This window comes from Burkholderia seminalis (assembly GCF_001718535.1).
Classification (GTDB): domain Bacteria; phylum Pseudomonadota; class Gammaproteobacteria; order Burkholderiales; family Burkholderiaceae; genus Burkholderia; species Burkholderia seminalis.
The window spans coordinates 1546452-1567483 of sequence record NZ_CP013400.1; the positions used below are offsets into that span (position 1 = coordinate 1546452).

Sequence of the window (21032 nt, forward strand, 5' to 3'; positions counted from 1 at the left end):
CGTGTCGGCGATTGAGGGGTGAGATGGGAGGCGCGGAGGCTGCATGACTCCGCGAACGGCATTGGTGTCAGAAATGATGCAGCAGCGCGATACGCGCGACATATTGATTCGGGCCTGACGAGATATCGGCGGCGCCCGGAATGTACGCGTAGTCGAAGTCGGTTCCGGTGTGCGCGTTCATCGCATGCTGATAGACGCCCTCCACAAATACCGATGTGCGTTTCGACAAGTCGTAATTCAACTTCGTGCTCAGTTGATGCCACTTCGGATTGAACGCGCCGACCGTCGACGCGACGCGGGCCTGAGTGTACGTATATGCCGCGCCGATGTAGAACGCGGTCGTGAAGTGATAGAGGCCGTTCACCTCGAAGTTGTCGAACTTCCACGATTTCCACGCACCGCCCGCCGGCTGCGTCGTACCGGTGAAATACGCGTTCGAAGTCGGATCGTAGACGTCGACGTGCGAATACGTGAATCCCACCAGCGCGTTCGAGAACGCATAATTCACGCCGATGCCGATGTTCTGCTGCGACGATGCGTCGAACGTATTGTCGCCGGTGATCGCGCCGGTCGAATCGGCATTGCTTGCGTGATTGATCTTCAAATACGACGCGCCGACCGTCAGCCCGCCCTGCTGGTATTGCAGCGCGGCGCCATACAGGCGGTTGTTCGCGAAGCCACCCGCCTGATTGCTGAATCCATACATCGCCTCCGCGGTGACGCCGTGCCACACCGGCGACACGTACTTGACCGCGTTATTCACGCGAAACGAGTAGTCGGTGTTGTCGTTGTCGTACGGATGCGAGAACAGGTAGCCGGTCCAGTTGCCGTTGGCGGTGAGCGGCGAGAAGATGTCGACGCTCGGATCGTACTGGCGACCGAACGTCAGGGTGCCGTACCGATCCGACGCGATGCCGACGAAGGCTTGGCGGCCGAATTCCCGGCCACCTTGGTTCATTTTGCCGGTGTTGACGTCGAAACCGCTTTCGAGCGTGAAAATCGCTTGGTAGCCTCCGCCAAGATCTTCCGTGCCCTTGATACCCCAGCGGCTGCCGTAGTCATAGCCGCTTTGCAATTGCACGGTTCCGTGGCCGCGTGCGTTGCTCGTGTAGTTGATACCGTCCTCGATCTTGCCGTAGAGCGTCACGCTGCTCTGCGCATGCGCGGTGGCAGCAAGCAAGGTGGCGGGTGCGATGATCCCCCAACGCATTCTCATGACGATTTACCCCCAGGTCTTTCGTTTTCCGGTCGTAACGCTTCCGCGCTCCGTATATGCCGCGTCGAGGCTGCTCGGCGATGCGACGGGCGCAGTGTAATGAGCCGATTTTTTTCTGTTAGCCCCTCGCGGTGGGAAGGTGCTCTCCAGAATGGGGGATATTTGTCGGCGCGAAATAGGGCTAGCGGGCTGGTGGAAAGTGGACCGGCCCCCGCCACGACAGCCGTGATCCCGTGAGAAGCGCGTGATCTATCAACCGCATACGATGCGTAGCCAGCCGCCGCGGAGACGCGAAGCGGCGTGCGCCCGCAGTTGGCTCGAACGAGCGCTTGCCGCGGCCGCGCCACTTTCCGTGCGACCGCCTCGTTCTGCCGGCAACGCCTTGCCGTCACCTCCGTGGACCGTGCCGCATCTTCCTCACCATCGCATCGAACAGCTTGATCGCGAACCGGTCATGGCGGATCAACTGCGCCGCAAGCTCCGAACAGCGCGCCTTGATCGCATCCGCCAGCTGCACATCGCTGCCGCGCAGCGCAGCGGCCTGGCATTGAATTTCAGCGGCACGCTGCGCCGTCCACAGCAGCATGAAGGTTCCCGGAATGTCCTTCTCGCAAACGGCGATACCGTGATTACGCAGCACGAGCACATGTTTGTCGCCGAGACTCGCGAGCATCCGTGTCTTCTCGTCAGCAAACAGCGTGATCCCTTCAAACGTGTGATAGGCCACCCGCCCGAACAGCTGCGCGCCGTAGAAGTCGTCGTGGCGAAAGCCCTCTTCCTTCTGGGCGATCGCCGAAATCGGCGTCGTATGGGTGTGGACGATGCAATGCACATCCTCCCGTGCGCCATGGATCGCACTGTGCAGCGCGAACCCGGCGGGATTGCCCGGATACGGTGATGGATCGATCAGATGCCCCTCGTGGTCGACCTTCAGCAAGTTCTCCGGCGTCACTTCGTAGTAGTTCAAACCGAATGGATTGACGAGGTAATGTGCATCTTCGCCCGGCAACCGCGCCGAGATATGGTTGAAGATCATTTCCGTCCAGCCCATGTAATCGATCAGATGATAGAACTCCGTCAGCTGAACACGCAGCGCCCATTCTGCGTCGGCAATGTGGCTCGGTTTTTGAATATCTGAAAGGGTGGCATATGTCATGACTATTCCCGTTTGAAATGCCCTTCTGTCGTACATGCTTTAACGAAGCGTGCGCTGCGTCGTTCGATAACGCGTGAGCGCGAGAATCGCGCGGGTAGTCGGCATTGGAATGCCATACCGGTCGGCAAGCTCGACCACGGCGTCGCCAATCGCCGCCAGTTCCAGACGCTGTCCCTTCTCGTAGTCCTGCAGCATCGATGTGCGGAATGCCCCCATCTTTTCCCCCTGGACGAGAAATGCGTCCTGATTCAGCGCGATGCGTGCGCCGTAGCGCTCGGCCACGCTGATCACCTCGCCCATCATGTCGACCACCACCTCGCGCAATTCCGCTGCGCCATAAATGTCCTGCAAGGTCCCACCGGTGATGACGGAGAGCGGATTGGACGAGAGATTGGCAACCAGCTTGGTCCATACGTCATCGCGAATGCGCCCGCTGGCGCGCGTATCGATGCCCGCGTCCGAGAGCAGCGCACAGACTTGCTCCAGGCGCACGCTCGGACGGTTGTCCAGTTCGCCGAGAATCATCCGGTGCGGATTGGTTGCGACAACGCGCCCGGGTTCGCGCACTTCGGCGGTGATATACACGACGCACCCAAGGATCTGCCGTGACGGCAGCATCGCGGCAAGGCTGCCGTCCGGGTCCACCGCGCGTACCGATTCGTAGTCGGGGCCACTGCCGGCACTTCCGTGCTCACGACCGCCCTCGCCGCCGAAGTACCACCACGGCACCCCGTTCACCGCCGGAACGACCACCGTTTCCTTTCCGAGCATGGGCTTGATGGACGTCAGCAAACCCGGTAACGCGTGCGCCTTCGCACAAACGAATACGATGTCCTGTCTATCGAAATCGTCGGCTCGATCGCTGGCGGGGACATTCACCCGGATCGAACCGGACAGATCATCCAGTTCGATCCCTCGTCGGCGGATGGCCCCGAGTGTCGCGCCCCGCGCAAACACGCTGACCGCCCGACCACTGGCGGCAAGCCGTGCCGCCAGGGTGCTGCCGATCGCGCCGGCACCCGCCACGCAGATCTTCGTGCCCGATGGATTGCCGCCTCGACGGCCTTGTTCTTCCTTCCGCTCCATCTCAAGATAATCCCAGGTAAACGTCGACGATCCGCGAGTCCCGGGCGATCTCGTCCGCCGGTCCCTCCATCGTCAACGTGCCGGTTTCAAGCACGTACGCGTAATCCGCGACTTTCAGCGCGGCACGCGCGTTCTGCTCGATCAGCAGGATCGACACGCCGCGCTCACGCAGCGCCGCGACAATACGGAACATTTCGCGCACGATCAGCGGCGCCAGCCCCAGACTCGGCTCGTCGAGCATCAGCAGCCTGGGCCGCGCCATCAACGCGCGTCCGACTGCAAGCATCTGGCGCTCGCCGCCGGACAGCGTGCCCGCGGCCTGGTTGCGACGCTGCCGCAAGCGAGGAAACAGGTCGTAGACCTCCTGCATCGTCTGCGGGTGATCGCGATGGCCTTGGCGAATCCGGCTGAATGCGCCTAGCAACAGGTTGTCCTCCACCGGCATTTCGGCAAACAACTCGCGCTTTTCGGGCACGAGATTCATCCCGGCCGCGACCCTGTCCTCGATCGGCGCATGCGGGTGATGACCGCCGCAGAATGCGATCTCGCCGTCCGACGGCAGCACACCCATGAGTGCCGACAGCAACGTGGTCTTGCCTGCGCCGTTCGGTCCGATCACGGTCACGATCTGCCCTTCGCCCACCCGCAGGCTGACGTTCGACAGCGCGCGCACCTTGCCATATGAGGCCGACAGATTGCGTACCTCCAGCAGTTCTCCGGCCATTCACTCCTCCCCGCCCAGATAGGCCTCGAGTACCGCTGGATGCTTTTGCACCTCGGCCGGCAGACCTTCGGCGATCTTCTTGCCAAAATCCATCACCACCACGCGATCGACCAGATTCATCACGAAGTCCATGTCGTGCTCGACCAGCAGAATCGCGAGGCCCTCTTCGCGCAGCTTGTTCAGCAACTCGGCGAGATCGCGCTTCTCCTGATAGCGCAAGCCGGCCGCGGGCTCGTCGAGCAACAGCAGGCAAGGATCGGACGCGAGTGCCCTGGCGATTTCCAGTACGCGTTGCTGTCCAAGAGCCAGCGATCCGGCTTCCTCGTTCAGATGGGCCCCAAGCCCGACGCGGTGGATCTGCCGTGCGGCTTCGGCAAGCAAACTGCGCTCTTCGTCGCGTTCGCACCGGAACGCGGCGCGCAGTTCGCCACTGCTTCCGCGCAGGTGCGCACCCAGCGCGACGTTGTCAAGCACGCTCATCCGGCTCAGCAACCGCACATGCTGAAACGTGCGACTCATCCCGCGCTGCGCGATCTTTCTCGAACCGATGCCGGTGATGCGTTCGCCGCGAAACACGACCTCGCCGGAGGTCGGCGTATCGACGCCGGAGATCTGATTGAACATCGTGCTCTTGCCCGCGCCGTTCGGCCCCAACAACGCAACAATCTCCGCTGCGCGCACGTTCAAGCTGACGGCATCGTTCGCCACCAGACCACCAAATCGGCGCGTGACCTCACGCACTTCCAGCAGGACGTCACGCCTCGGCGGCATGGCGCGCTTCGGCAACGCCGCGGCATTCGCATCCACACGGGCGCGCTTGCGGCTCGCATTTCGGCCGAGCATCGACAGCCGGCGCGCGAACAGCGGCCACAAACCGCCCCGCGCGTAATGCAGCAGGAACACCATGCCGAAGCCGAACACGATGATCTCGAAGTTGCCCGTTTCGCCGAGCAGCTTCGGCAGGATGTCCTGCAACCACTGCTTGGCGATGGTGAATACACCCGCCCCCAGCAGCGCACCCCACACTTGTCCCGCACCGCCGATAACGGCCATGAACACGTAGTCGATCCCCATCTGGATGCCGAACGGCACCGGGTTCACGAACTGCTGCATATGCGCATAGAGCCAACCGGACGCGCTCGCCTGCAATGCCGCGATGACGAAGATCACCATGCGCGCCCGCGCCGTATTCACCCCCATCGCTTCAGCCATAACCGTGCCGCCCTTGAGCGCCCGTATCGCACGGCCCGCGCGTGAATCGAGCAGATTGCCGGTACAGACGATCGCCACCAGCAGGAACAGCCAGATCAGGTAGTACATCCGGGCGCCGTCGCGCAGGCTGACGCCCGCCAGCGTCACCGGCGGAATATCGGCGATGCCCGTATTGCCGCCCAATCCGCCGATCGCGCCGAACGCGAAATAGAGACTCAGGCCCCATGCGATCGTCCCGAGCGGCAGGAAGTGGCCCGACAGGCGCAAAGTCAACGCACCGATCAGGCACGCGGCCACCAGCGTCAACACCAACCCCGCCACGAGCGTCAACCACGGCGATGTGCCCAGCCAGCCGATCCATGCCGGCAGCGTCGCGGCATGCGCGGTCAGCACCGCGGTGGTGTAGGCGCCGATACCGACGAAGGCCGCCTGGCCGAAGCTGGTCATGCCGCCGACGCCCGTCAACAGCACGAGGCCAAGCGTCACGAGTGCGTACAACGCGATGTAGTTGAACAGCGTCACGTAGAACGGCGGCAGCACGACCGGGACAACCGCCAGCAACACCAGTGCACAAATGAAGATGCGGCGAGGCGTCATTCTTCCTCCTCAACAGGATGACTCTTCAGGGAGCGCCACAGGAGCACCGGGATGAGCAGCGTAAAAACGATGATCTCCTTGTAGGGGCTAGCCCAGAATGCCGAGAACGATTCGATCAGTCCCACCACGAACGCCCCTGCCGCCGCGACGGGATAGCTGACGAGCCCGCCGATGATCGAGCCGACGAAACCTTTCAGACTGATCAGAAAGCCCGAGTCGAAATACAGTGTTGTCAGTGGCGCAATCAGAATCCCGGACAGCACGCCGATTAGCGCGGCGATGAAAAACGTCGCCTTGCCCGCGAATACCGGCGAAATACCCATCAGCCGGGCACCGACCCGGTTGAACGCGACTGCACGCAACGCCTTGCCGTAAACGGTGCGTTCGAATGCCTGCCTCATCACGATCATCAGCAGTACGGACGTCGAAATGATCAGCAATGCCTGGCTGCTCAGGTTGATGGCGCCGAGCTGCAACGGCACGTCGACGAACGGCGTAATGCGCGCCCCCTCCGGGCCGAAGATCAGCAAACCCAAACCGACCAGCGCCATATGCACCGAAATCGACACGATCATCAGCACCAACACCGACGATCCAGCAAGCGGTTGATAGAACAGCCGATACAACTGGGGGCCGAGCGGCACGATCAGCGCAAAGGTCAGCAGGGCCTGCAGCGAGACAGGGAGTTGAGCCACCGGCAACACATGCACCAAGGCAGCGAGCACGCACGCATAAGCGAGCTTCGCGCCCCCGGTGGCGGACAGGCGAAGCACGCCGGTGCGCCGATAGCGCTCGGCGAGGTCCGCCGCCACTTCGGCCAACGAGAAAGCGACCAGCAACCACACGACGAGCAGTGACTTGCCCGACTGCATCGCGGCCATCGTCAATGCGCCGTAGACCACGAATTCACCCTGAGGGATGAACAGCACCCGGGTGACACTGAATACCAGCAGGATCGACAACGCCAGCAACGCATAAATTGCACCGTTGGTGAAGCCGTCCTGACCTAGGATCAAAACTATCTGAGCGTTCATCGGGACGTCTGGCTTTCGCTTATTTGATGAGCGCCCAATTGCCGTTCTTGACGGTAATCAGCACGCGGCCGCGATCGTCGAAACCGCTGTGATCGACGGAACTCATGTTGTAGATGCCCTGCGTGCCGACCAGATCGCGGGTCTGCTCGAGTGCGTCTCGCAATGCGCTGCGAAACGCAGGCGTACCGGGGCGCCCCGCCTTTTTTTCCGCGATCGGCACCGCACGTTCGAGCAGGAGGCCCGCATCGTAGACGTTCGCGCCGAAGGTGGCGGGCTTCGTGCCGTTCAGCTTCTGATAGGCATCGATGTAGGTGGTCGCGACTTTCTTCGACGGATTGCTATCGGGTATCTCGGGCAGCACGAGCATGAGACTCGCAGCCAGCACCGTGCCCTCGACCTTGCGGCCGCCAAGCTTCAGAAAATCCGGCAACGCCGCGCCGTGCGTCTGATAAAACCTGCCCTTGTAGCCGAGGTCGTACAGCGTCGATTCCGGTAGTACGCTCGCGCCGCCGGGTGCCGCGATCAGCACCGCATCCGGATGGCTCGCCATCACCTTGAGCGCCTGCCCCGTTACCGAACTGTCGGCGCGCTGATAGCGTTCATTCGCGGTAATCTGAATCCCGTGAGTCTTCGCGAGGCCCGAGAACACCCGATACCAGTTCTCGCCATACGGGTCGTTCAAGCCAATGAAAGCCACGGTTTTCACACCGGTCCCGACCATATGGTCGACCAGCGCCTGAGCAATCAGGTCATCGTTTTGCGTGGTCTTGAACACCCACTTTTTCTGCTCGGTCATAGGCAGAACCACCGCGGCGGTCCCGACCGGGGCCAACATCGGCGTGCCGGATTCGGCGGCGAACTGGATCACCCCCATCGCGTTGGGTGAGCCGGTCGGTCCGATGATCGCGTCGACCTTGTTTTCGGAGATGAGCTTCTTGAAGTTGGTCACCGACGCGGTGGGGTCGCTCGCGTCATCCAGCGAAATATAGTCGACGCTCAGATCGCCGATTTTCTTCGGCAACAGCGGCACCGTATTTTTCTGCGGAATGCCGACAAGTGCCGTCGGCCCCGTCGACGAAGTAACCACACCGATCTTGAGCTGCGCGTGAGCCGGCAGCCAACAGGCGGCTAGTGCGACGAGCGCCACCGTCGAAATCTTCTTCAACAACATTGCAAACTCCCGAGGACAGGTTAGCGAACACCAGTGAGTTAATCGAGGATCGGCCATTCATTCGGTTCGACGGATTCGCGCACGCATCGCAGTCGATGAAACTGTCGGCCGTCGCAGTTCAGTGCGCCGGCGTCTTCTCGAGCCTTGATGTCGAGCGCATCGACGCACAACGTTCCGTTAACCGCAAACACGCCATGCCTGCCGCTTGATCGGTTCAGGCACACCAGCAATGTCGGCGGCGATTCAGGCGTGGGTGCTTTGCATCGCCTTATCGGACAAAGCCGAGCGGCACGCATCGGATGAGCCGACTCGTTAAACCGTGAAGGCAGTCTAAGAGAACTCTTTTTTGACGGTAACCCAACAAAACCACCTGACGACCTAGGAAAATCTTTAGTCGGCCGCCGAGTCGAAAACGGGTTCGTGTAATGAATCGACGGGTTCCGCACTCCGTCGCTGCCACTGTCACACCGGCGAAGAATTCAGTACAAACCTAAAGATTCTGCTGCTGCGATACGTGCATCCCTTGGCTTACCGCCAAAAAAGCGATCACCTAGACTGCGCTCGTCGTCGGGATATTTCAGCGTGCCGAAGTCGGTACCGGCGGCGCCTACCCCATCGCCCCAGCCTTCCTGCGCCTGGCATGGCCCAGCGAATTCACTGCGGCATGGTCGTTTTCTCGAAGGACACGATCGCCGGTCTTTTGGAAAGGGCTCCACCTTCCTTACCAATATGGACTACGAATCATGTCGTCGAATACCGGCTTCCAAAAACGACGAGACACGTAACGGACCTTCACTCCAGGGGAACCAACAGCATGACCAAGCGAATCATTCTCACCTCTGCATTGACGTTGTGCGCAACGCCAGTCCTTGCTCAATCGAGCATTACCCTGTATGGCCGGATCGACACGTCGATCGAATATTCGAACTTCGGTCCCAATCACGCAGTCCACATGGGCAGCGGCGACATAGCCGCCACCTCATGGGGACTCAAGGGCGTCGAAGACCTCGGGGGAGGACTGCGTGCCATTTTCAAGCTCGAGAATGGATTCAACTCCTTCAACGGCGTTGGCGGGCAGAACGGCGCACTGTTCGGCCGCGAATCGTGGGTCGGTCTCGCGGGATCGTTCGGCGCGTTTCAGGCCGGCGTCAACTACACCCCGATTCACACGATCCTCGTCACGTATTCGCTGCCCGCGTACGGCGCCGGCCTGGGCTGGGGCAATGCGGCCGACAATTTCGTCTACGGCCCTTCACTGCGCGTGAGTAACTCGTTGCGCTATGTATCGCCGCGCATCGGCGGGTTCGTCGTTCGTGCACTGGTGGCCAGAGGCAACAACGGCGCGTCGAACGGCGCCCCGGCGTCGCTTGGCGACACCTACAGCGGGGGCGTCAACTACGTGTACAACAATTTGTCTGTAGATATCGGCTATCAGCTTCAACGCTTCAGCCCGGTCAAGACGCTCACCGCGAGTAGCCCGGTGGAAGGCGGCAATTACGCACTGGCCGGCGTGTCGTACAACTTCGGCTTCGTAAAACCCGCCTTCGTTTATGTGAGGCACCGCGGCGGCCAGGACGTTCCCAACATGGCCGGTTCGACCTACGCGAATCCGCATTCCGATTTTTTCGAAGCAAGCGCCGAAGTACCGATCAGCATCGGCAAACTACTGCTCAGCTACGGCCACTATCGCAAGATCGCCAATAGCGATGGCAACGCGGATTCGTTCGGTATCCGTTACGACTATCCGTTGTCGAAGCGCACCATCGTCTATGCCGGTGCCGCCGAGGTTCGCAACGGCGACGCCGCGGCGTTCTCGCTGAACAATGCGGGCGGTCCCGCTGCGCTCGCCGCCCCCAAGCCGGGCCAGAATTCGAACTCGGTCGTGATCGGCATGTTGCACTTGTTCTAGACGCGGAATCGCTTACCGAAATTTTTTTTGAACCGCTACGATGACAGCTGACCGGCTCGATGTTTCGGGGCGGCCAGCTATTCTCATTGCAGCGAACCGAAGCACGATATGGATGCACCGACTCAGCTCCCCCTTGTGTACGTCGTCGATGACGACGAGGATATGCGTACGTCGCTTTCCTGGTTGCTCGCCTCGGTGAAGATTCAAACCCGCTGCTTTCAGGGGCCAGTGGAATTCCTGGAACAGTTCGATCCTGGCGTACCGGGTTGCCTGGTGCTGGACGTGCGCATGCCTGGGGTCAGCGGCTTCGATCTGCAAGCGGAACTCAACCGTCGAGGTGTTTCGCTGCCGATCATTTTCGTTTCGGGTCATGGCGATATCCCGATGTCGGTACGTGCCCTGCAGAACGGCGCGATCGATTTCGTCGAGAAGCCCTACAACTCGCAACAGATGCTCGACCGCATCCAGAACGCGATGAAGATCGCCAGCGAAACGCATCGCGCGAATCAGCACCTCCAGGCGCTGATCCAGCGCATCCGAGCGCTTACGCCGCGTGAGCAGGAAGTACTGAATGGCGTGATCGAAGGAAAAGCGAGCAAGCTGATTGCGCGCGAGCTGGGTATCAGCGCCAAAACCGTCGACGTCTATCGCGCGAGCATCAAGGAGAAACTCGGCGCGACCTCATTTGCGAGCCTGCTCAAGGACGTAATCGAGGCGCGGCACGCAATGGCCGCGCCCCACCCGCGTGGCTAGCCTTCACGGGCAGACATTCAGCCGGCCACTTCCACCGATCAGCCTGCCCTGAATGGGCGCGCGGCCGGGCGTCACGCCGCACGCAGAAATTGCGGACCTAACGCCTCAATCGAGGGACAACCAAGCTGTCCCAGCGTACGGTCGATTTCGGCGCCCAGCAAGGATAGCGCATGCAGCGCACCCTGCTCTCCGCCCGCCGCGACCCCGTAAAGCACCGGTCGGCCGATCATCACCGCATGCGCACCAAGTGCGAGTGCCTTCACCACATCGGTACCGCGGCGAAAACCGCTATCCACGATCACCGTTGCTCGTCCCGCGCAGACGCGAACGATCTCGGCGAGCACGTCGATCGACGGCACGGTGCCGTCGAGCTGACGACCGCCGTGATTGGAAACGACCAAACCCTCCGCACCCGCCCGAATTGCGCGGGTGGCATCGTCGGCATCCAACACGCCCTTGACGATCAGCGTGCCCTTCCAGCGTTCGCGCAGCCATGCCACATCGTCCCACGTGATCGAAGCATCCATCTGGCTCGCCATATAGCCCATGCCGCTACGCACGCTTTGCTGACCGGCCGGCAGATATTCGGCAAGGTTTGCAAACGTCGGCGCACCGTTCGGCATCAGCACATTCCCGATCCAGCGCGGGTGGCACAGCGCATCGACCCGATTGCGCCAGTTCAATTTCATCGGTGCACGAAACGGCCGCTGCGCCCATTCCCGATTGCCGAGATGGGTCGCGTCCGTGGTCAGGACCAGCGTGTCGCAACCCGCCTGAGCCGCCCGATACATCAATCCCGAGGTTACCGCGCGATCCTTCAGCATGTAGAGCTGCATCCAGACGCGTCCGCCCGCATCGCGCGCCAGTTCGTCGACGCGCCGGTTCGACACCGTGCTGAGCGTGAACGGGATGCCCGTCCGCGCCGCGGCCCGAGCGAGCGACAGATCCGCGTGACGGTGGTAGATGCCGTTGAAACCGGTAGGCGCGACGATCAACGGCAACGCGACGCGCTTGCCGAACAGCGTGGTCGACAGGTCCCGCCGCTGGGTGTCGACAAGTGTCTTCGGCACGAAGCGCCAGCGCTCGAATGCGCTTCGGTTGGCTCGCATCGTCACCTCGTCCTCTGCGCCGCCATCCAGATATTCGAACGCGAAATTCGGCAGCCTGTGCCGAGCCAGCATCCGGAGTTCCTCGACATTGCAGGCGTGGTTATATTGAGTCGGAACGGACAGACGTCTTTTCATCGGTGTTCGAGGCATGGATCAGGTGTGAACGAATTGCGGCGGTTAACTCGCGGCCGACCGTGAGTCATCCATTCGGCGCTTCCAGCGGAAGCGTGAAGCAGAAAGACGTGCCGCGGCCCGGATTGGCTTCGGCCCAGACATCGCCGCCATGCCTGGAAACGATGTTCTTGCAGAGCGAGAGCCCGATACCGTTACCCCCGAGCTTCGACGTGAAGAAGCCATCGAATACCTTCTCATGCTGGCCGAGATCGATTCCGACACCGGTGTCCGACACGCGCAACACTGCGCGACCGTGCTCCGAACAGGTCCCGATGGTCAGGAAACGCGATGTCTCGGGCACGTCGAGCATGGCCTCGACCGCATTGAAGGCGAAATTGAGGATCACCTGCCCGATCAGAATCTTTTCACAGCGGACCCGTATCGGGCGATCGCTAAGCGCGAATTCGAACGCCACGCCAACCTCACGCGCCTTCAGGGCGATGAAATACTCGACATCGTGCACGATGTCGTTCAGGTCGATCGCCTCTTCAACCTGCTCGAGCTTCACGACGTAATCACGCACGCTCTTGATGATGACCGATGCGCGCTCGACCTGCTTGAGCACGCTCTCCAGCCCCCACATCACTTCGTCCGGCGTAACGGGCGACTCGTTGAGTCGCATCATGCCGCCCTCGAGAAAATTGCGCGCCGACGCAAGTGGCTGACTGAGTTCGTGCGAGAGCGTCATCGCCATCTCCCCCATCGCGTTGTAGCGTGCGAGGTATTCGAGCTTGCGTTCGCTTGCCCGACGCATTTCCTCCGCCTCGACTTGAGGCGTGACATCGCGAAAATGCAGCAGGATGCCGGTCAGATCGTCTTCCAGTTCGACGTGGCGGCAAAATGCGTCATGCCAGCGCAGCGATCCATCACCATTTCTGATCCGGTAGCGAAACGAAGTCGGCTCGTGATGCAGCTCCGCCTCGGCGAGCTGGGCAAGCACGATCCGCCGCGACGCGCCATCGCATAACGCGGTGAAATCGATCAGCGTCGACGCATCGGCCTGCAAGCCAAGCAGCCGGCATGACGACTCGCTCAGATATTTGATCTCGCCGTTTGCCGACAACACTGCAATCCCTTCGCTCAGGTCGTGCATGAACTCCCTGAGGCGGGTCTCGAATCGCTTCAGGTCCTTCTTGATCCGCTCCTCGGCGGCGATATCCCTGAACTGGACCATCAGCACGTCGCGATCGTGCAGCTTGACGCATGTCGCTACCGCTTCCGACAGGATCTCCGTGCCGTCTTTCGCGCGATAACACCACTCGATGATGCTCTCGCCGTTCTCCGCTGCATCCTTTAGCCACTGCAAGCCGATCTCGTGTCGGTATTTCTCCGCGTTGCGGCTCATATCGGGCGCCTTGAGCGGTCGCAATTCTTCGACGGTGAAGCCCAGTGCATTGCATGCGGCGGCGTTGGCCCAAAGAATGGCCTTGGTCTTTGCGTCGTGCAGGATCATGCACGTCTTCAGCGATTGAAGAAGCGCAAGGCGATCGGCATCCAGCAGTTCGAATCCGGAGGACGTTTCCATTCGCTCAGCCCCAACGATGAAGTGTGAAGGCCGTGCAACGAAGGCCTGACCAAAGCTTAGCGCATCGTCAATTTTGACTCATAGGGTTGAAATGGGGTCTCGCGCCAAAGGTTTCTTTATCGGGTCGGCCTCAAGAGCCGGCATTTTCCAACCAAGACCGGGACGAAAATTGGGCTGGTCAGTCCGGCCTCCCCCCGTTCTTCCAGGCACACCGGCCAAGCTGCTGTAATCCTCGGAGGGAAAAACGAGCGGAACAAGAAGGCACGCTCGGAGGTTTCGGGCGCCCATGGCATCGCACCCAATCATCTGAAACGTCCGTTTTCAGCCGCTGCACCGAATCGGAAATGGGTTGCAGACGCTTCACTGATGGCACGCTGGCGGCGCGGCCGATGCGAAAGCTCTGCCTGGGCGAAAGCGACACGGTACATCGGGAAGCGCCGTCGGGAAGATCGGTCGCGGCGCGGCCGGGCAGCACGCCGCGCCGCGTTATCGTTGCCGCGTGGACAGCGGGACACGCATGGCGCGAGCGGAATCATGCACAATGCTCGCCATTAGCGTGGTGGAGACTTGTGCGTGGCGATCAACTTCGATTTAACCGACTTGCAGGCATTTCGCGCCGTCGTGGAAACGGGCAGCTTCCGAAAGGCCGCGGACGCCGTCAGTATTTCCCAGCCGGCCCTGAGCCGCCGGATCGACAAGCTCGAGGAAGCGCTCGGCGTGCGGCTCTTCGAGCGCACCACGCGCAGCGTCTCGCTCACCACCGTCGGTCGCGTGTTCGCGCAGAGTGCCGAACAACTGCTGGACGACCTCGATGCCGCGCTGCTCGGCATTCGCGACGTGTCATCGAGCCGCCTGGGTCATGTGACGATCGCCTGTGTGCCGTCGGTCGCCTACTACTTCCTGCCCGCCGTCATCGCGCGCTATCATCAGCGCTTTCCGCGCATCAGGGTGAAACTGCTCGATGCAAGCGCCAACGAGGTGCTCGGGGCCGTCATCAGCGGCGAGGCGGATTTCGGCGTGAGTTTCATCGGCAGCCAGGAGGCGGAGATCGAGTTCAAGGTGTTGCTCCAGGAGCGGTTCGTTGCCGCCTGTCGCCGCGACCACCCGCTCGCTCGCAAGAAGCGCGTGACCTGGAGCGAGCTTTACGAGCACGATTATGTGTCGGTCGACAAGACTTCCGGCAACCGTCTGCTGCTGGACCAGGCGCTGGCTGCCGTCGCGCCGCGTACGCCGAGCGTCTGCGAGACACGCCACGTGACGACCCTGCTCGGCTTGATCGAAGCCGGGCTCGGCGTCGCCGCAGTGCCTTCGATGGCGATGCCCGGGCATGACCACCCTATACTCACGAGCGTGCCGCTCGTCGAACCGGTCGTCAAACGACGCGTGGGCATCGTCAAGCGGCGCGGACGCCCCCTCACGCCGGCCGCCGAGGCATTCCATCAGATGGTCATCGAGGCAAGGCGTGGCGGTATCGCCAGCAGCGGCGCATCGGCATAACGACCACAGAGAGACACGAAGGAACGGATGGTGAGGTTGGCCAGACTGCTTGGATCGCTTTACGTGCAGGTTCTGCTCGCGATGTTGCTCGGCATCGGCATCGGTCACGCATGGCCGGCGGCGGGCGCGATGCTCAAGCCCCTCAGCGATGCATTCGTCGGCCTGGTGAAGATGACCATCGCCCCGATCGTCTTTTGCACGATCGTCTCGGGCATCACGTCGCTGGCGGACGGAAAGGCCATCGGCCGCACGATCGTGCGGGCGCTGGCGCTCTTCTATCTGTTGACCGCCGCCGCGCTCGCGTTCGGGCTCGTCACCGCATACGTGCTGCAACCGGGCGCCGGCATGCACATCGATGTCCACCACCTGGACGCGAGCATCCTCGCTCCGTATGCGAAGCATGCGGAGCCGCGCGACCTCGTGGCGTTCGGACTCGGCATGATTCCGGACACGATGCTCGGCGCGTTTGCCAAAGGCGAAGTGTTGCCGGTGCTGCTGCTGTCGCTGTTGTTCGGTTTCTCGCTGAATGCGCATCCGCGGGCCGGTCGGCCCGTGCTTGCGCTGATCGACGGTGTCGCCCAGGTCGTCTTTCGCGTGCTCGCGATGATCATGCGGCTCGCGCCGCTCGGCGCATTCGGCGCGATGGCGTTCACGGTCGGCCGATTCGGCATCGGGTCGGTCGGCTCGCTTGCGAAGCTGATGGCGTCCTTCTACGTGGCCTGCGTGCTGTTCGTCGTGCTGGTGCTCGCACCGCTCGCGCGACTGCACGGTTTCGCGCTGTGGCGGCTTCTGCGCTACATGCGCGAAGAGTTGCTCATCGTCCTCGCGACATCGTCCACGGAGCCGGTCCTGCCGCGTCTGATCGTCAAGCTGGAAGCGCTCGGCTGCGACAAAGGCGTCGTGGGACTCGTGCTGCCGGCGGGTTATTCGTTCAATCTGGACGGAACCGCGATCTATCTGACGCTCGCGGCATTGTTCATCGCGCAAGCGTGCGACGTGCCCCTCTCCGCGTCGCAGATCGCGACGATGCTCGCGATCATGCTGCTTACCTCCAAGGGAGCGGCCGGCGTATCCGGCAGCGGGCTCGTCGCGCTGGTCGCGACGCTCGCCGTCATGCCCGACCTGCCCGTCGCCGGCGTCGCGCTGCTGGTCGGCATCGATCGCTTCATGTCCGAGGCGCGAGCGCTGACGAGCGTGATCAGCAATGCCTGCGCGGTGATCTTCGTGTCGTCGTGGGAAGGCGCGTGCGATCGGACACGCCTGGCGCAGCGGCTCGCCATGGCCGGGCCGGCCTCCCCTGACGGGCCCGATCAAAACACGGCCACGCCAGATGCCGGCCGGCGGTGACGGGAAGGCGGTCTGACGCAGGCCTTCCCGCCGATCGGGCTCAATGAGCGGATGCGGAATCCAGCCCGGTCGATTTCACGTCGGCCTGCACGTCGGGCGACGCAAGATAGTCCAGTAGCGCCTTCGCTTCCTTCGGATGCTGCGCACCGACGGGGATGCCGGCAGCGAAGCGCGTGACCGACTGCAGCGATTCGGGAATCTTGCCGACGAAGGTCGCACCGGGGACGGGCAGCAGCTCGCTGACCTGCTGGAAGCCGATTTCATAGTCGCCGTTCGCGACGACCGACGCCACCGGAATCCGCGGGATCATCTTCGCCTTCGACTTCACCTGCTCCTCGATGCCGAGCTTCTTGAACAGTTCGCGTTCGATATACACGCCGCTCGCGCTGTCCGAATAGGCGATCGACTTCGCGTGCAGCAGCACCTGCTTGAGACCTTCTGCGGTGCTGATGTCCGGCTTTGCCGCGCCGTCGCGCACCACCATGCCGATGCGCGAGTCGGCCAGCTCGACGCGGGAGCCGGGGATGACCTTCCCTTGCTTGATCAGTTCGTCCAGCGCGTAGCCGACCATGATGACGGCGTCGGCCGGCTCGCCGCGCGCGAGCCGGTTCGGAATCGCCTGGGGCGCCTGGCCCATCGACGGGCCGAGCGCGGTGTCGAGCGTATTGCCGGTCGCGGCCGCGAAACGGGGGCCGAGCAGTTTGTAGGCGGCGGTGAAGCCACCCGAGCTCATCACGTGGAGCTCGGCCGCCTGTACGTTGGCAGCAAACGCCGAGGCGGCGACGAGCGCGGTGACGCAAAATTTCAGGAGCGGATTTCTCATGGTCGTGGTCATGCGAATTCGTGTGTGAGTGAAGTTCCGGATGGGCCGGACATCAATGCGCCGGCGTGAGCGTCGCCGTGCGGTGACGATAGAGCGCGAAAGTCGCAAGCAGCGCGCACACCGCGGCGAAGCTCATCCAGTAGCCCGGCGCGGCCTTGTCGCCCGTCATGTGGATGAGCGCGGTCGAGATGGCCGGCGTGAAGCCGCCGAATACGGCCGTCGCAAGGCTGTAGGCGAGCGAGAAGCCCGCGACGCGCACCTGCACCGGCATCACTTCGGTGAGCGCGACGACCATCGCACCGTTGTAGATCCCGTACATGAACGAGAGCCAGAGCAGGACGAGCAGCATGTTGACGAACGACGGCGCGTGAGCCAGCAGCGAGAGCGCCGGGTAGGCGGTCACGACGGTGAGCATCGTCATGCCGACCAGCAGCGGACGGCGGCCGATCCGGTCGGACAGCGCACCGCCGATCGGCAGCCATACGAAATTCGACACACCGACGCAAAGCGTCACGAGCAGGCTGTCGGCGGTGCTCAGATGCAGCACCGTCTTGCCGAAGGTCGGCGCGTACACCGTGATCAGGTAGAAGCTCGTGGTGGTCATCGCGACCAGCATCATGCCGGCGATCACGATGCCCCAGTTCTGGACCAGCGTACCGAACACTTCCTTCATGCCCGGACGATGCTTGCGAGCCTTGAACTCCTGGGTTTCCTCCAGGTTGCGGCGCAGCATGAAGATGAACGGGACGATCATGCAGCCGACGAAGAACGGCACGCGCCATCCCCACGATGCGATCGCCGATGCGCTCAGCCACTGGTTGAGCGCGAAGCCCAGGCCCGCCGCGACGACGATCGCGACCTGCTGGCTGGCCGACTGCCAGCTCGTGAAGAAGCCCTTGCGGCCGGGCGTCGCCAGCTCGGCGAGATAGACCGATACGCCGCCCAGCTCGGCACCCGCGGAGAAGCCCTGCAGCAGCCGCCCGATCAGCACGAGCGCGGGCGCCAGCAGGCCGATCGTCGCGTAGCCCGGCACGAACGCGATCAGGATGGTGCCGCTCGCCATGATCGACAGCGTGACGATCAGACCCTTGCGGCGGCCGACCTCGTCGATGTACGCGCCCAGCACGATGGCGCCCAGCGGCCGCATCAGGAAGCCGGCGCCGAACACGGCGAAGGTCATCATCAACGACGCGAACTCGCTTTGCGCGGGAAAGAAGACATTGGCGATCTGCGTGGCGTAAAAGCCGAACAGGAAGAAGTCGAACTGCTCGAGAAAATTGCCGGCCGTGACGCGAAAGATCGCAGCGGCCTTCGAACGTTCGGCCGGAAGGCTGGACGAGGGGTGCATCTGGGTGTCTCCTGAAAAACCTGAAATACGCGGGAGGGGATGGTGGATTGTCGTTTTGTCGAATGTTCGCCCGGCATCGATCAAACGATAAGTGCGATTTTTGGAAGGATTGATGCAACAAGGTTATCAATCGGCGTGGCCTCGCCGGTTTCGGTCAGCGCCTGTCCGCCGAACGTCGCGCCGCACGGAGGCGGGACGTCACGATCCCTCGCTCGCCTCGTGCAGCAAGGCGTGCGAGCCGAGGCCGGCGCCGTTTCACCGTGCCGGTTCGGTATAGGCAGCCAGTTCTTCCGGCTTTCCGGACGGGAACGCATCCTTCAGGTGATCGAGAAATGCGGAAACGCGGACGCTCAGCAATCGCCGGGACGGATACAGCGCCCACAGCGCGATTTCGGGGCCCGGTACGTCGCCCCAGCTGACGAGCGTGCCGGCGGCCAGATCGCCGCTCACGAGCGATACCGGGAGGCAAGCCGCGCCCAGTCCCAGACGCACCGTGTCGCGCACCATGACCAGCGACGACAGCCGGGCCACGGGCTCGATCGCGATGCGTGATGCTCCGGCGGGCCCCGTGACGTCCCATGCGGTGCGCCGGCCGTCGCCCCCGCGCACGACGGCCGGTACGGGCGCATCGCCGGTGGGCCGCGCCAGCTCGGGCCTCGCGACGACGACGAGCCGGTCGCGCAGGAACACGCGCCCGATCAGGCTTTCGTCGGGGTCCGGGTTCACGCGGATCACGAGGTCGTACCCTTCCTCGATCATGTCGACGGGCCGGTCTTCCGTCGTCACCTCGAGCCGGATCTCCGGGTATTTCAGCGCGAACGTCGCCACCAGCTTCCCCATCGCGAACTGGGAAAAAAGCATCGGCGCGCTGATGCGCAGCCGGCCGCGCGGCCGCTCGCTCCCCGACGCAATCGCCGACGCGCTGTCCGCGAGCTCCGCGAGCAGCGTGCCCGTCCGCTCGTAGAGCGCGCGCCCTTCCTGCGTGAGCTTCACGCCGCGCGAGCCGCGCTCGAACAGGCGCAGCGACAGACTGTTCTCCAGCTCCGCGACGCGGCGCGACAGCGTCGCCTTCGGGCGCCCCGCCACCCGCGCGGCTTCGCCGAAGCTGCCATGACGGGCGACGAGATTGAAATCGGCGAGCGCAAGGAGGTCCATGTGTTCCACCAGTGAGATGATATGTCTATTTACCACACCTTCCGGATCGTTTGTGGATCACCTACCTTACGTGGGCAGGTCAACCCAACCGAAATTCCAGGAGCGAACATCATGACCATTCTCGTAACCGGCGCCACCGGCCGTGTGGGCCGCCAGGTCGCCCGTCAACTCGTCGATCGCGGCGTCGACGTGCGCGTGCTGGTACGCGATCCGTCCCGAGCCGACTTCCCCGCCGCGGTAACCGTCGCGCAGGGCGACATGCTCGACATCGACGCGCTTCGCACGGCCTTCTCCGGCGTACGCACGCTGTTTCTGCTCAACGGCGTGGCGGGCGACGAATTCACACAGGCGCTGATCGCGCTGAACCTCGCCCGCGAATCGGGGATCGAGCGCGTCGTCTATCTGTCCGTCCTGCACGCCGACCGTTTCGTGAACGTGCCGCACTTCGCGGTGAAATCCGGCGCCGAGCGGATGATCGAGCAGATGGGCTTCAGCGCGACGATCCTGCGGCCGGCGTATTTCATGGATAACGAATCGATGGTCAAGGACGTGATCGTCGAGCACGGCATCTACCCGATCCCGATCGGCAGCAAGGGCGTCGCGATGGTCGACGTGCGCGACATCGCGGAAGTGGCGGCACTCGAACTGATCCGCCGCCACGACGCGCCCGGCAAGCTGCCGGTCGAGACGCTCAACCTGGTCGGGCCGGACACGCTGACGGGCCCGCAACTGGCGGTCGTCTGGTCGGACACGCTCGGCCGTCCGATTGCCTATGGCGGCGACGATCCCTCGCCGTTCGAACACAACTTCGCGCAGTTCATGCCGAAATGGATGGCCTACGAAATGCGGCTGATGGCCGAGCGGTACGTCAGCGACGGCATGGTGCCGGAAGCAGGCGATGTCGAGCGGCTGACCGCGATCCTCGGCCGCCCGCTGCGGACGTATCGCGACTTCGCGGCAGCCCTCGTCCGCTGAGCGCGATACCGGGCCTTCAAGCTCCGTGCGGCCGTGCGAGCTGTTGCACGCGGGGAACCGGTCGCCGTGCAGGGCCGGTTCGCCGCGACCGCCATGCTGTCGGCGCCTCGGCAGCGGGCCGCCTCGTCAGAAATCGCCTCTGCCGGACTGCCTCGCGGCACCCGCGGCCATCGCACGCCATGGCCGATCTTCGCCGGATCGTCGCGCGGCGTTAGAATAGC

General features: G+C 62.9%; 17 protein-coding genes. 5 read left to right on the plus strand and 12 right to left on the minus strand.

Going from position 1 to position 21032, the window contains the following annotated elements; all coding sequences use genetic code 11:
* Positions 1–67: 67 nt before the first annotated feature.
* The 7 genes from WJ12_RS27630 to WJ12_RS27660 form a co-directional block, all read right to left on the minus strand.
* Positions 68–1216, minus strand: a complete 1149-nt coding sequence (locus WJ12_RS27630; RefSeq protein WP_034191366.1) for a porin — start codon at positions 1214–1216, stop codon at positions 68–70.
* A gap of 388 nt (positions 1217–1604) precedes the next feature.
* Positions 1605–2372: a class II aldolase/adducin family protein gene (locus WJ12_RS27635; RefSeq protein WP_059556544.1), complete on the minus strand. Its 768-nt coding sequence runs from the start codon at positions 2370–2372 to the stop codon at positions 1605–1607.
* A 39-nt stretch (positions 2373–2411) separates the two neighbouring features.
* Positions 2412–3458, minus strand: coding sequence for a ketopantoate reductase family protein (locus WJ12_RS27640; RefSeq protein WP_059556545.1), 1047 nt, complete (start codon positions 3456–3458; stop codon positions 2412–2414).
* A gap of 1 nt (position 3459) precedes the next feature.
* Positions 3460–4182, minus strand: a complete 723-nt coding sequence (locus WJ12_RS27645) for an ABC transporter ATP-binding protein (RefSeq protein WP_059556546.1) — start codon at positions 4180–4182, stop codon at positions 3460–3462.
* Positions 4183–5991: a branched-chain amino acid ABC transporter ATP-binding protein/permease gene (locus WJ12_RS27650; protein WP_034191363.1), complete on the minus strand. Its 1809-nt coding sequence runs from the start codon at positions 5989–5991 to the stop codon at positions 4183–4185.
* Positions 5988–7025: a branched-chain amino acid ABC transporter permease gene (locus WJ12_RS27655; protein WP_034191362.1), complete on the minus strand. Its 1038-nt coding sequence runs from the start codon at positions 7023–7025 to the stop codon at positions 5988–5990. The genes WJ12_RS27650 and WJ12_RS27655 overlap by 4 nt, the downstream gene beginning before the upstream one ends.
* Positions 7026–7044: 19 nt before the next feature.
* Positions 7045–8196 (minus strand): ABC transporter substrate-binding protein, encoded by a 1152-nt coding sequence (locus tag WJ12_RS27660; protein ID WP_034191361.1) that lies wholly within the window; start codon positions 8194–8196, stop codon positions 7045–7047.
* Between the two features lie 814 nt (positions 8197–9010).
* On the opposite strand from WJ12_RS27660, the gene WJ12_RS27665 reads away from it, so the two are divergent.
* Together WJ12_RS27665 and WJ12_RS27670 are read left to right on the plus strand one after the other, a co-directional pair.
* Complete coding sequence (locus tag WJ12_RS27665) at positions 9011–10105, plus strand: porin (protein ID WP_034191360.1); 1095 nt, start codon at positions 9011–9013, stop codon at positions 10103–10105.
* A 108-nt stretch (positions 10106–10213) separates the two neighbouring features.
* Positions 10214–10858, plus strand: coding sequence for a response regulator transcription factor (locus WJ12_RS27670; RefSeq protein WP_034191359.1), 645 nt, complete (start codon positions 10214–10216; stop codon positions 10856–10858).
* Between the two features lie 71 nt (positions 10859–10929).
* Here the strand turns inward: WJ12_RS27670 and WJ12_RS27675 are convergent, their stop codons facing one another.
* Positions 10930–12102 (minus strand): alpha-hydroxy acid oxidase, encoded by a 1173-nt coding sequence (locus WJ12_RS27675; protein ID WP_059556548.1) that lies wholly within the window; start codon positions 12100–12102, stop codon positions 10930–10932.
* 64 nt (positions 12103–12166) lie between these two features.
* Positions 12167–13666 carry a sensor histidine kinase gene (locus tag WJ12_RS27680; protein ID WP_059556549.1) on the minus strand — a complete coding sequence of 500 codons (1500 nt, stop codon included), beginning with the start codon at positions 13664–13666 and terminating at the stop codon, positions 12167–12169.
* Between the two features lie 573 nt (positions 13667–14239).
* Here WJ12_RS27680 and WJ12_RS27685 point away from each other — a divergent pair.
* Complete coding sequence (locus WJ12_RS27685; RefSeq protein WP_034191665.1) at positions 14240–15163, plus strand: LysR family transcriptional regulator; 924 nt, start codon at positions 14240–14242, stop codon at positions 15161–15163.
* Positions 15164–15193: 30 nt separating this feature from the next.
* Complete coding sequence (gene dctA, locus WJ12_RS27690; protein ID WP_059556710.1) at positions 15194–16510, plus strand: C4-dicarboxylate transporter DctA; 1317 nt, start codon at positions 15194–15196, stop codon at positions 16508–16510.
* 40 nt (positions 16511–16550) lie between these two features.
* Here the strand turns inward: dctA and WJ12_RS27695 are convergent, their stop codons facing one another.
* The 3 genes from WJ12_RS27695 to WJ12_RS27705 all read right to left on the minus strand — a co-directional run bounded on the left by WJ12_RS27695 (position 16551) and on the right by WJ12_RS27705 (position 19836).
* Positions 16551–17333, minus strand: a complete 783-nt coding sequence (locus tag WJ12_RS27695) for a substrate-binding domain-containing protein (RefSeq protein WP_034191663.1) — start codon at positions 17331–17333, stop codon at positions 16551–16553.
* A 52-nt stretch (positions 17334–17385) separates the two neighbouring features.
* A complete protein-coding gene (gene tcuC / locus WJ12_RS27700) occupies positions 17386–18681 on the minus strand; it encodes an MFS transporter (RefSeq protein ID WP_034191358.1) in 1296 nt (431 codons plus the stop codon).
* 255 nt (positions 18682–18936) lie between these two features.
* The gene (locus WJ12_RS27705; protein WP_059556550.1) at positions 18937–19836 is read right to left on the minus strand and encodes a LysR family transcriptional regulator; all 900 of its coding nucleotides are present in this window, start codon (positions 19834–19836) and stop codon (positions 18937–18939) included.
* A gap of 111 nt (positions 19837–19947) precedes the next feature.
* On the opposite strand from WJ12_RS27705, the gene WJ12_RS27710 reads away from it, so the two are divergent.
* Positions 19948–20811, plus strand: coding sequence for an SDR family oxidoreductase (locus tag WJ12_RS27710; RefSeq protein ID WP_059556551.1), 864 nt, complete (start codon positions 19948–19950; stop codon positions 20809–20811).
* The last annotated feature ends 221 nt before the right edge of the window (positions 20812–21032 follow it).

Excerpts from the sequence above, each read along its gene's own strand:
- WJ12_RS27630 (WP_034191366.1), bottom strand. The coding sequence starts at position 1,216 with ATGAGAATGCGTTGGGGGATCATCGCACCCGCCACCTTGCTTGCTGCC.
- WJ12_RS27635 (WP_059556544.1), bottom strand. The coding sequence starts at position 2,372 with ATGACATATGCCACCCTTTCAGATATTCAAAAACCGAGCCACATTGCC.
- WJ12_RS27640 (WP_059556545.1), bottom strand. The coding sequence starts at position 3,458 with ATGGAGCGGAAGGAAGAACAAGGCCGTCGAGGCGGCAATCCATCGGGC.
- WJ12_RS27645 (WP_059556546.1), bottom strand. The coding sequence starts at position 4,182 with ATGGCCGGAGAACTGCTGGAGGTACGCAATCTGTCGGCCTCATATGGC.
- WJ12_RS27650 (WP_034191363.1), bottom strand. The coding sequence starts at position 5,991 with ATGACGCCTCGCCGCATCTTCATTTGTGCACTGGTGTTGCTGGCGGTT.
- WJ12_RS27655 (WP_034191362.1), bottom strand. The coding sequence starts at position 7,025 with ATGAACGCTCAGATAGTTTTGATCCTAGGTCAGGACGGCTTCACCAAC.
- WJ12_RS27660 (WP_034191361.1), bottom strand. The coding sequence starts at position 8,196 with ATGTTGTTGAAGAAGATTTCGACGGTGGCGCTCGTCGCACTAGCCGCC.
- WJ12_RS27665 (WP_034191360.1), top strand. The coding sequence starts at position 9,011 with ATGACCAAGCGAATCATTCTCACCTCTGCATTGACGTTGTGCGCAACG.
- WJ12_RS27670 (WP_034191359.1), top strand. The coding sequence starts at position 10,214 with ATGGATGCACCGACTCAGCTCCCCCTTGTGTACGTCGTCGATGACGAC.
- WJ12_RS27675 (WP_059556548.1), bottom strand. The coding sequence starts at position 12,102 with ATGAAAAGACGTCTGTCCGTTCCGACTCAATATAACCACGCCTGCAAT.
- WJ12_RS27680 (WP_059556549.1), bottom strand. The coding sequence starts at position 13,666 with ATGGAAACGTCCTCCGGATTCGAACTGCTGGATGCCGATCGCCTTGCG.
- WJ12_RS27695 (WP_034191663.1), bottom strand. The coding sequence starts at position 17,333 with ATGAGAAATCCGCTCCTGAAATTTTGCGTCACCGCGCTCGTCGCCGCC.
- tcuC (WP_034191358.1), bottom strand. The coding sequence starts at position 18,681 with ATGCACCCCTCGTCCAGCCTTCCGGCCGAACGTTCGAAGGCCGCTGCG.
- WJ12_RS27705 (WP_059556550.1), bottom strand. The coding sequence starts at position 19,836 with ATGGACCTCCTTGCGCTCGCCGATTTCAATCTCGTCGCCCGTCATGGC.
- WJ12_RS27710 (WP_059556551.1), top strand. The coding sequence starts at position 19,948 with ATGACCATTCTCGTAACCGGCGCCACCGGCCGTGTGGGCCGCCAGGTC.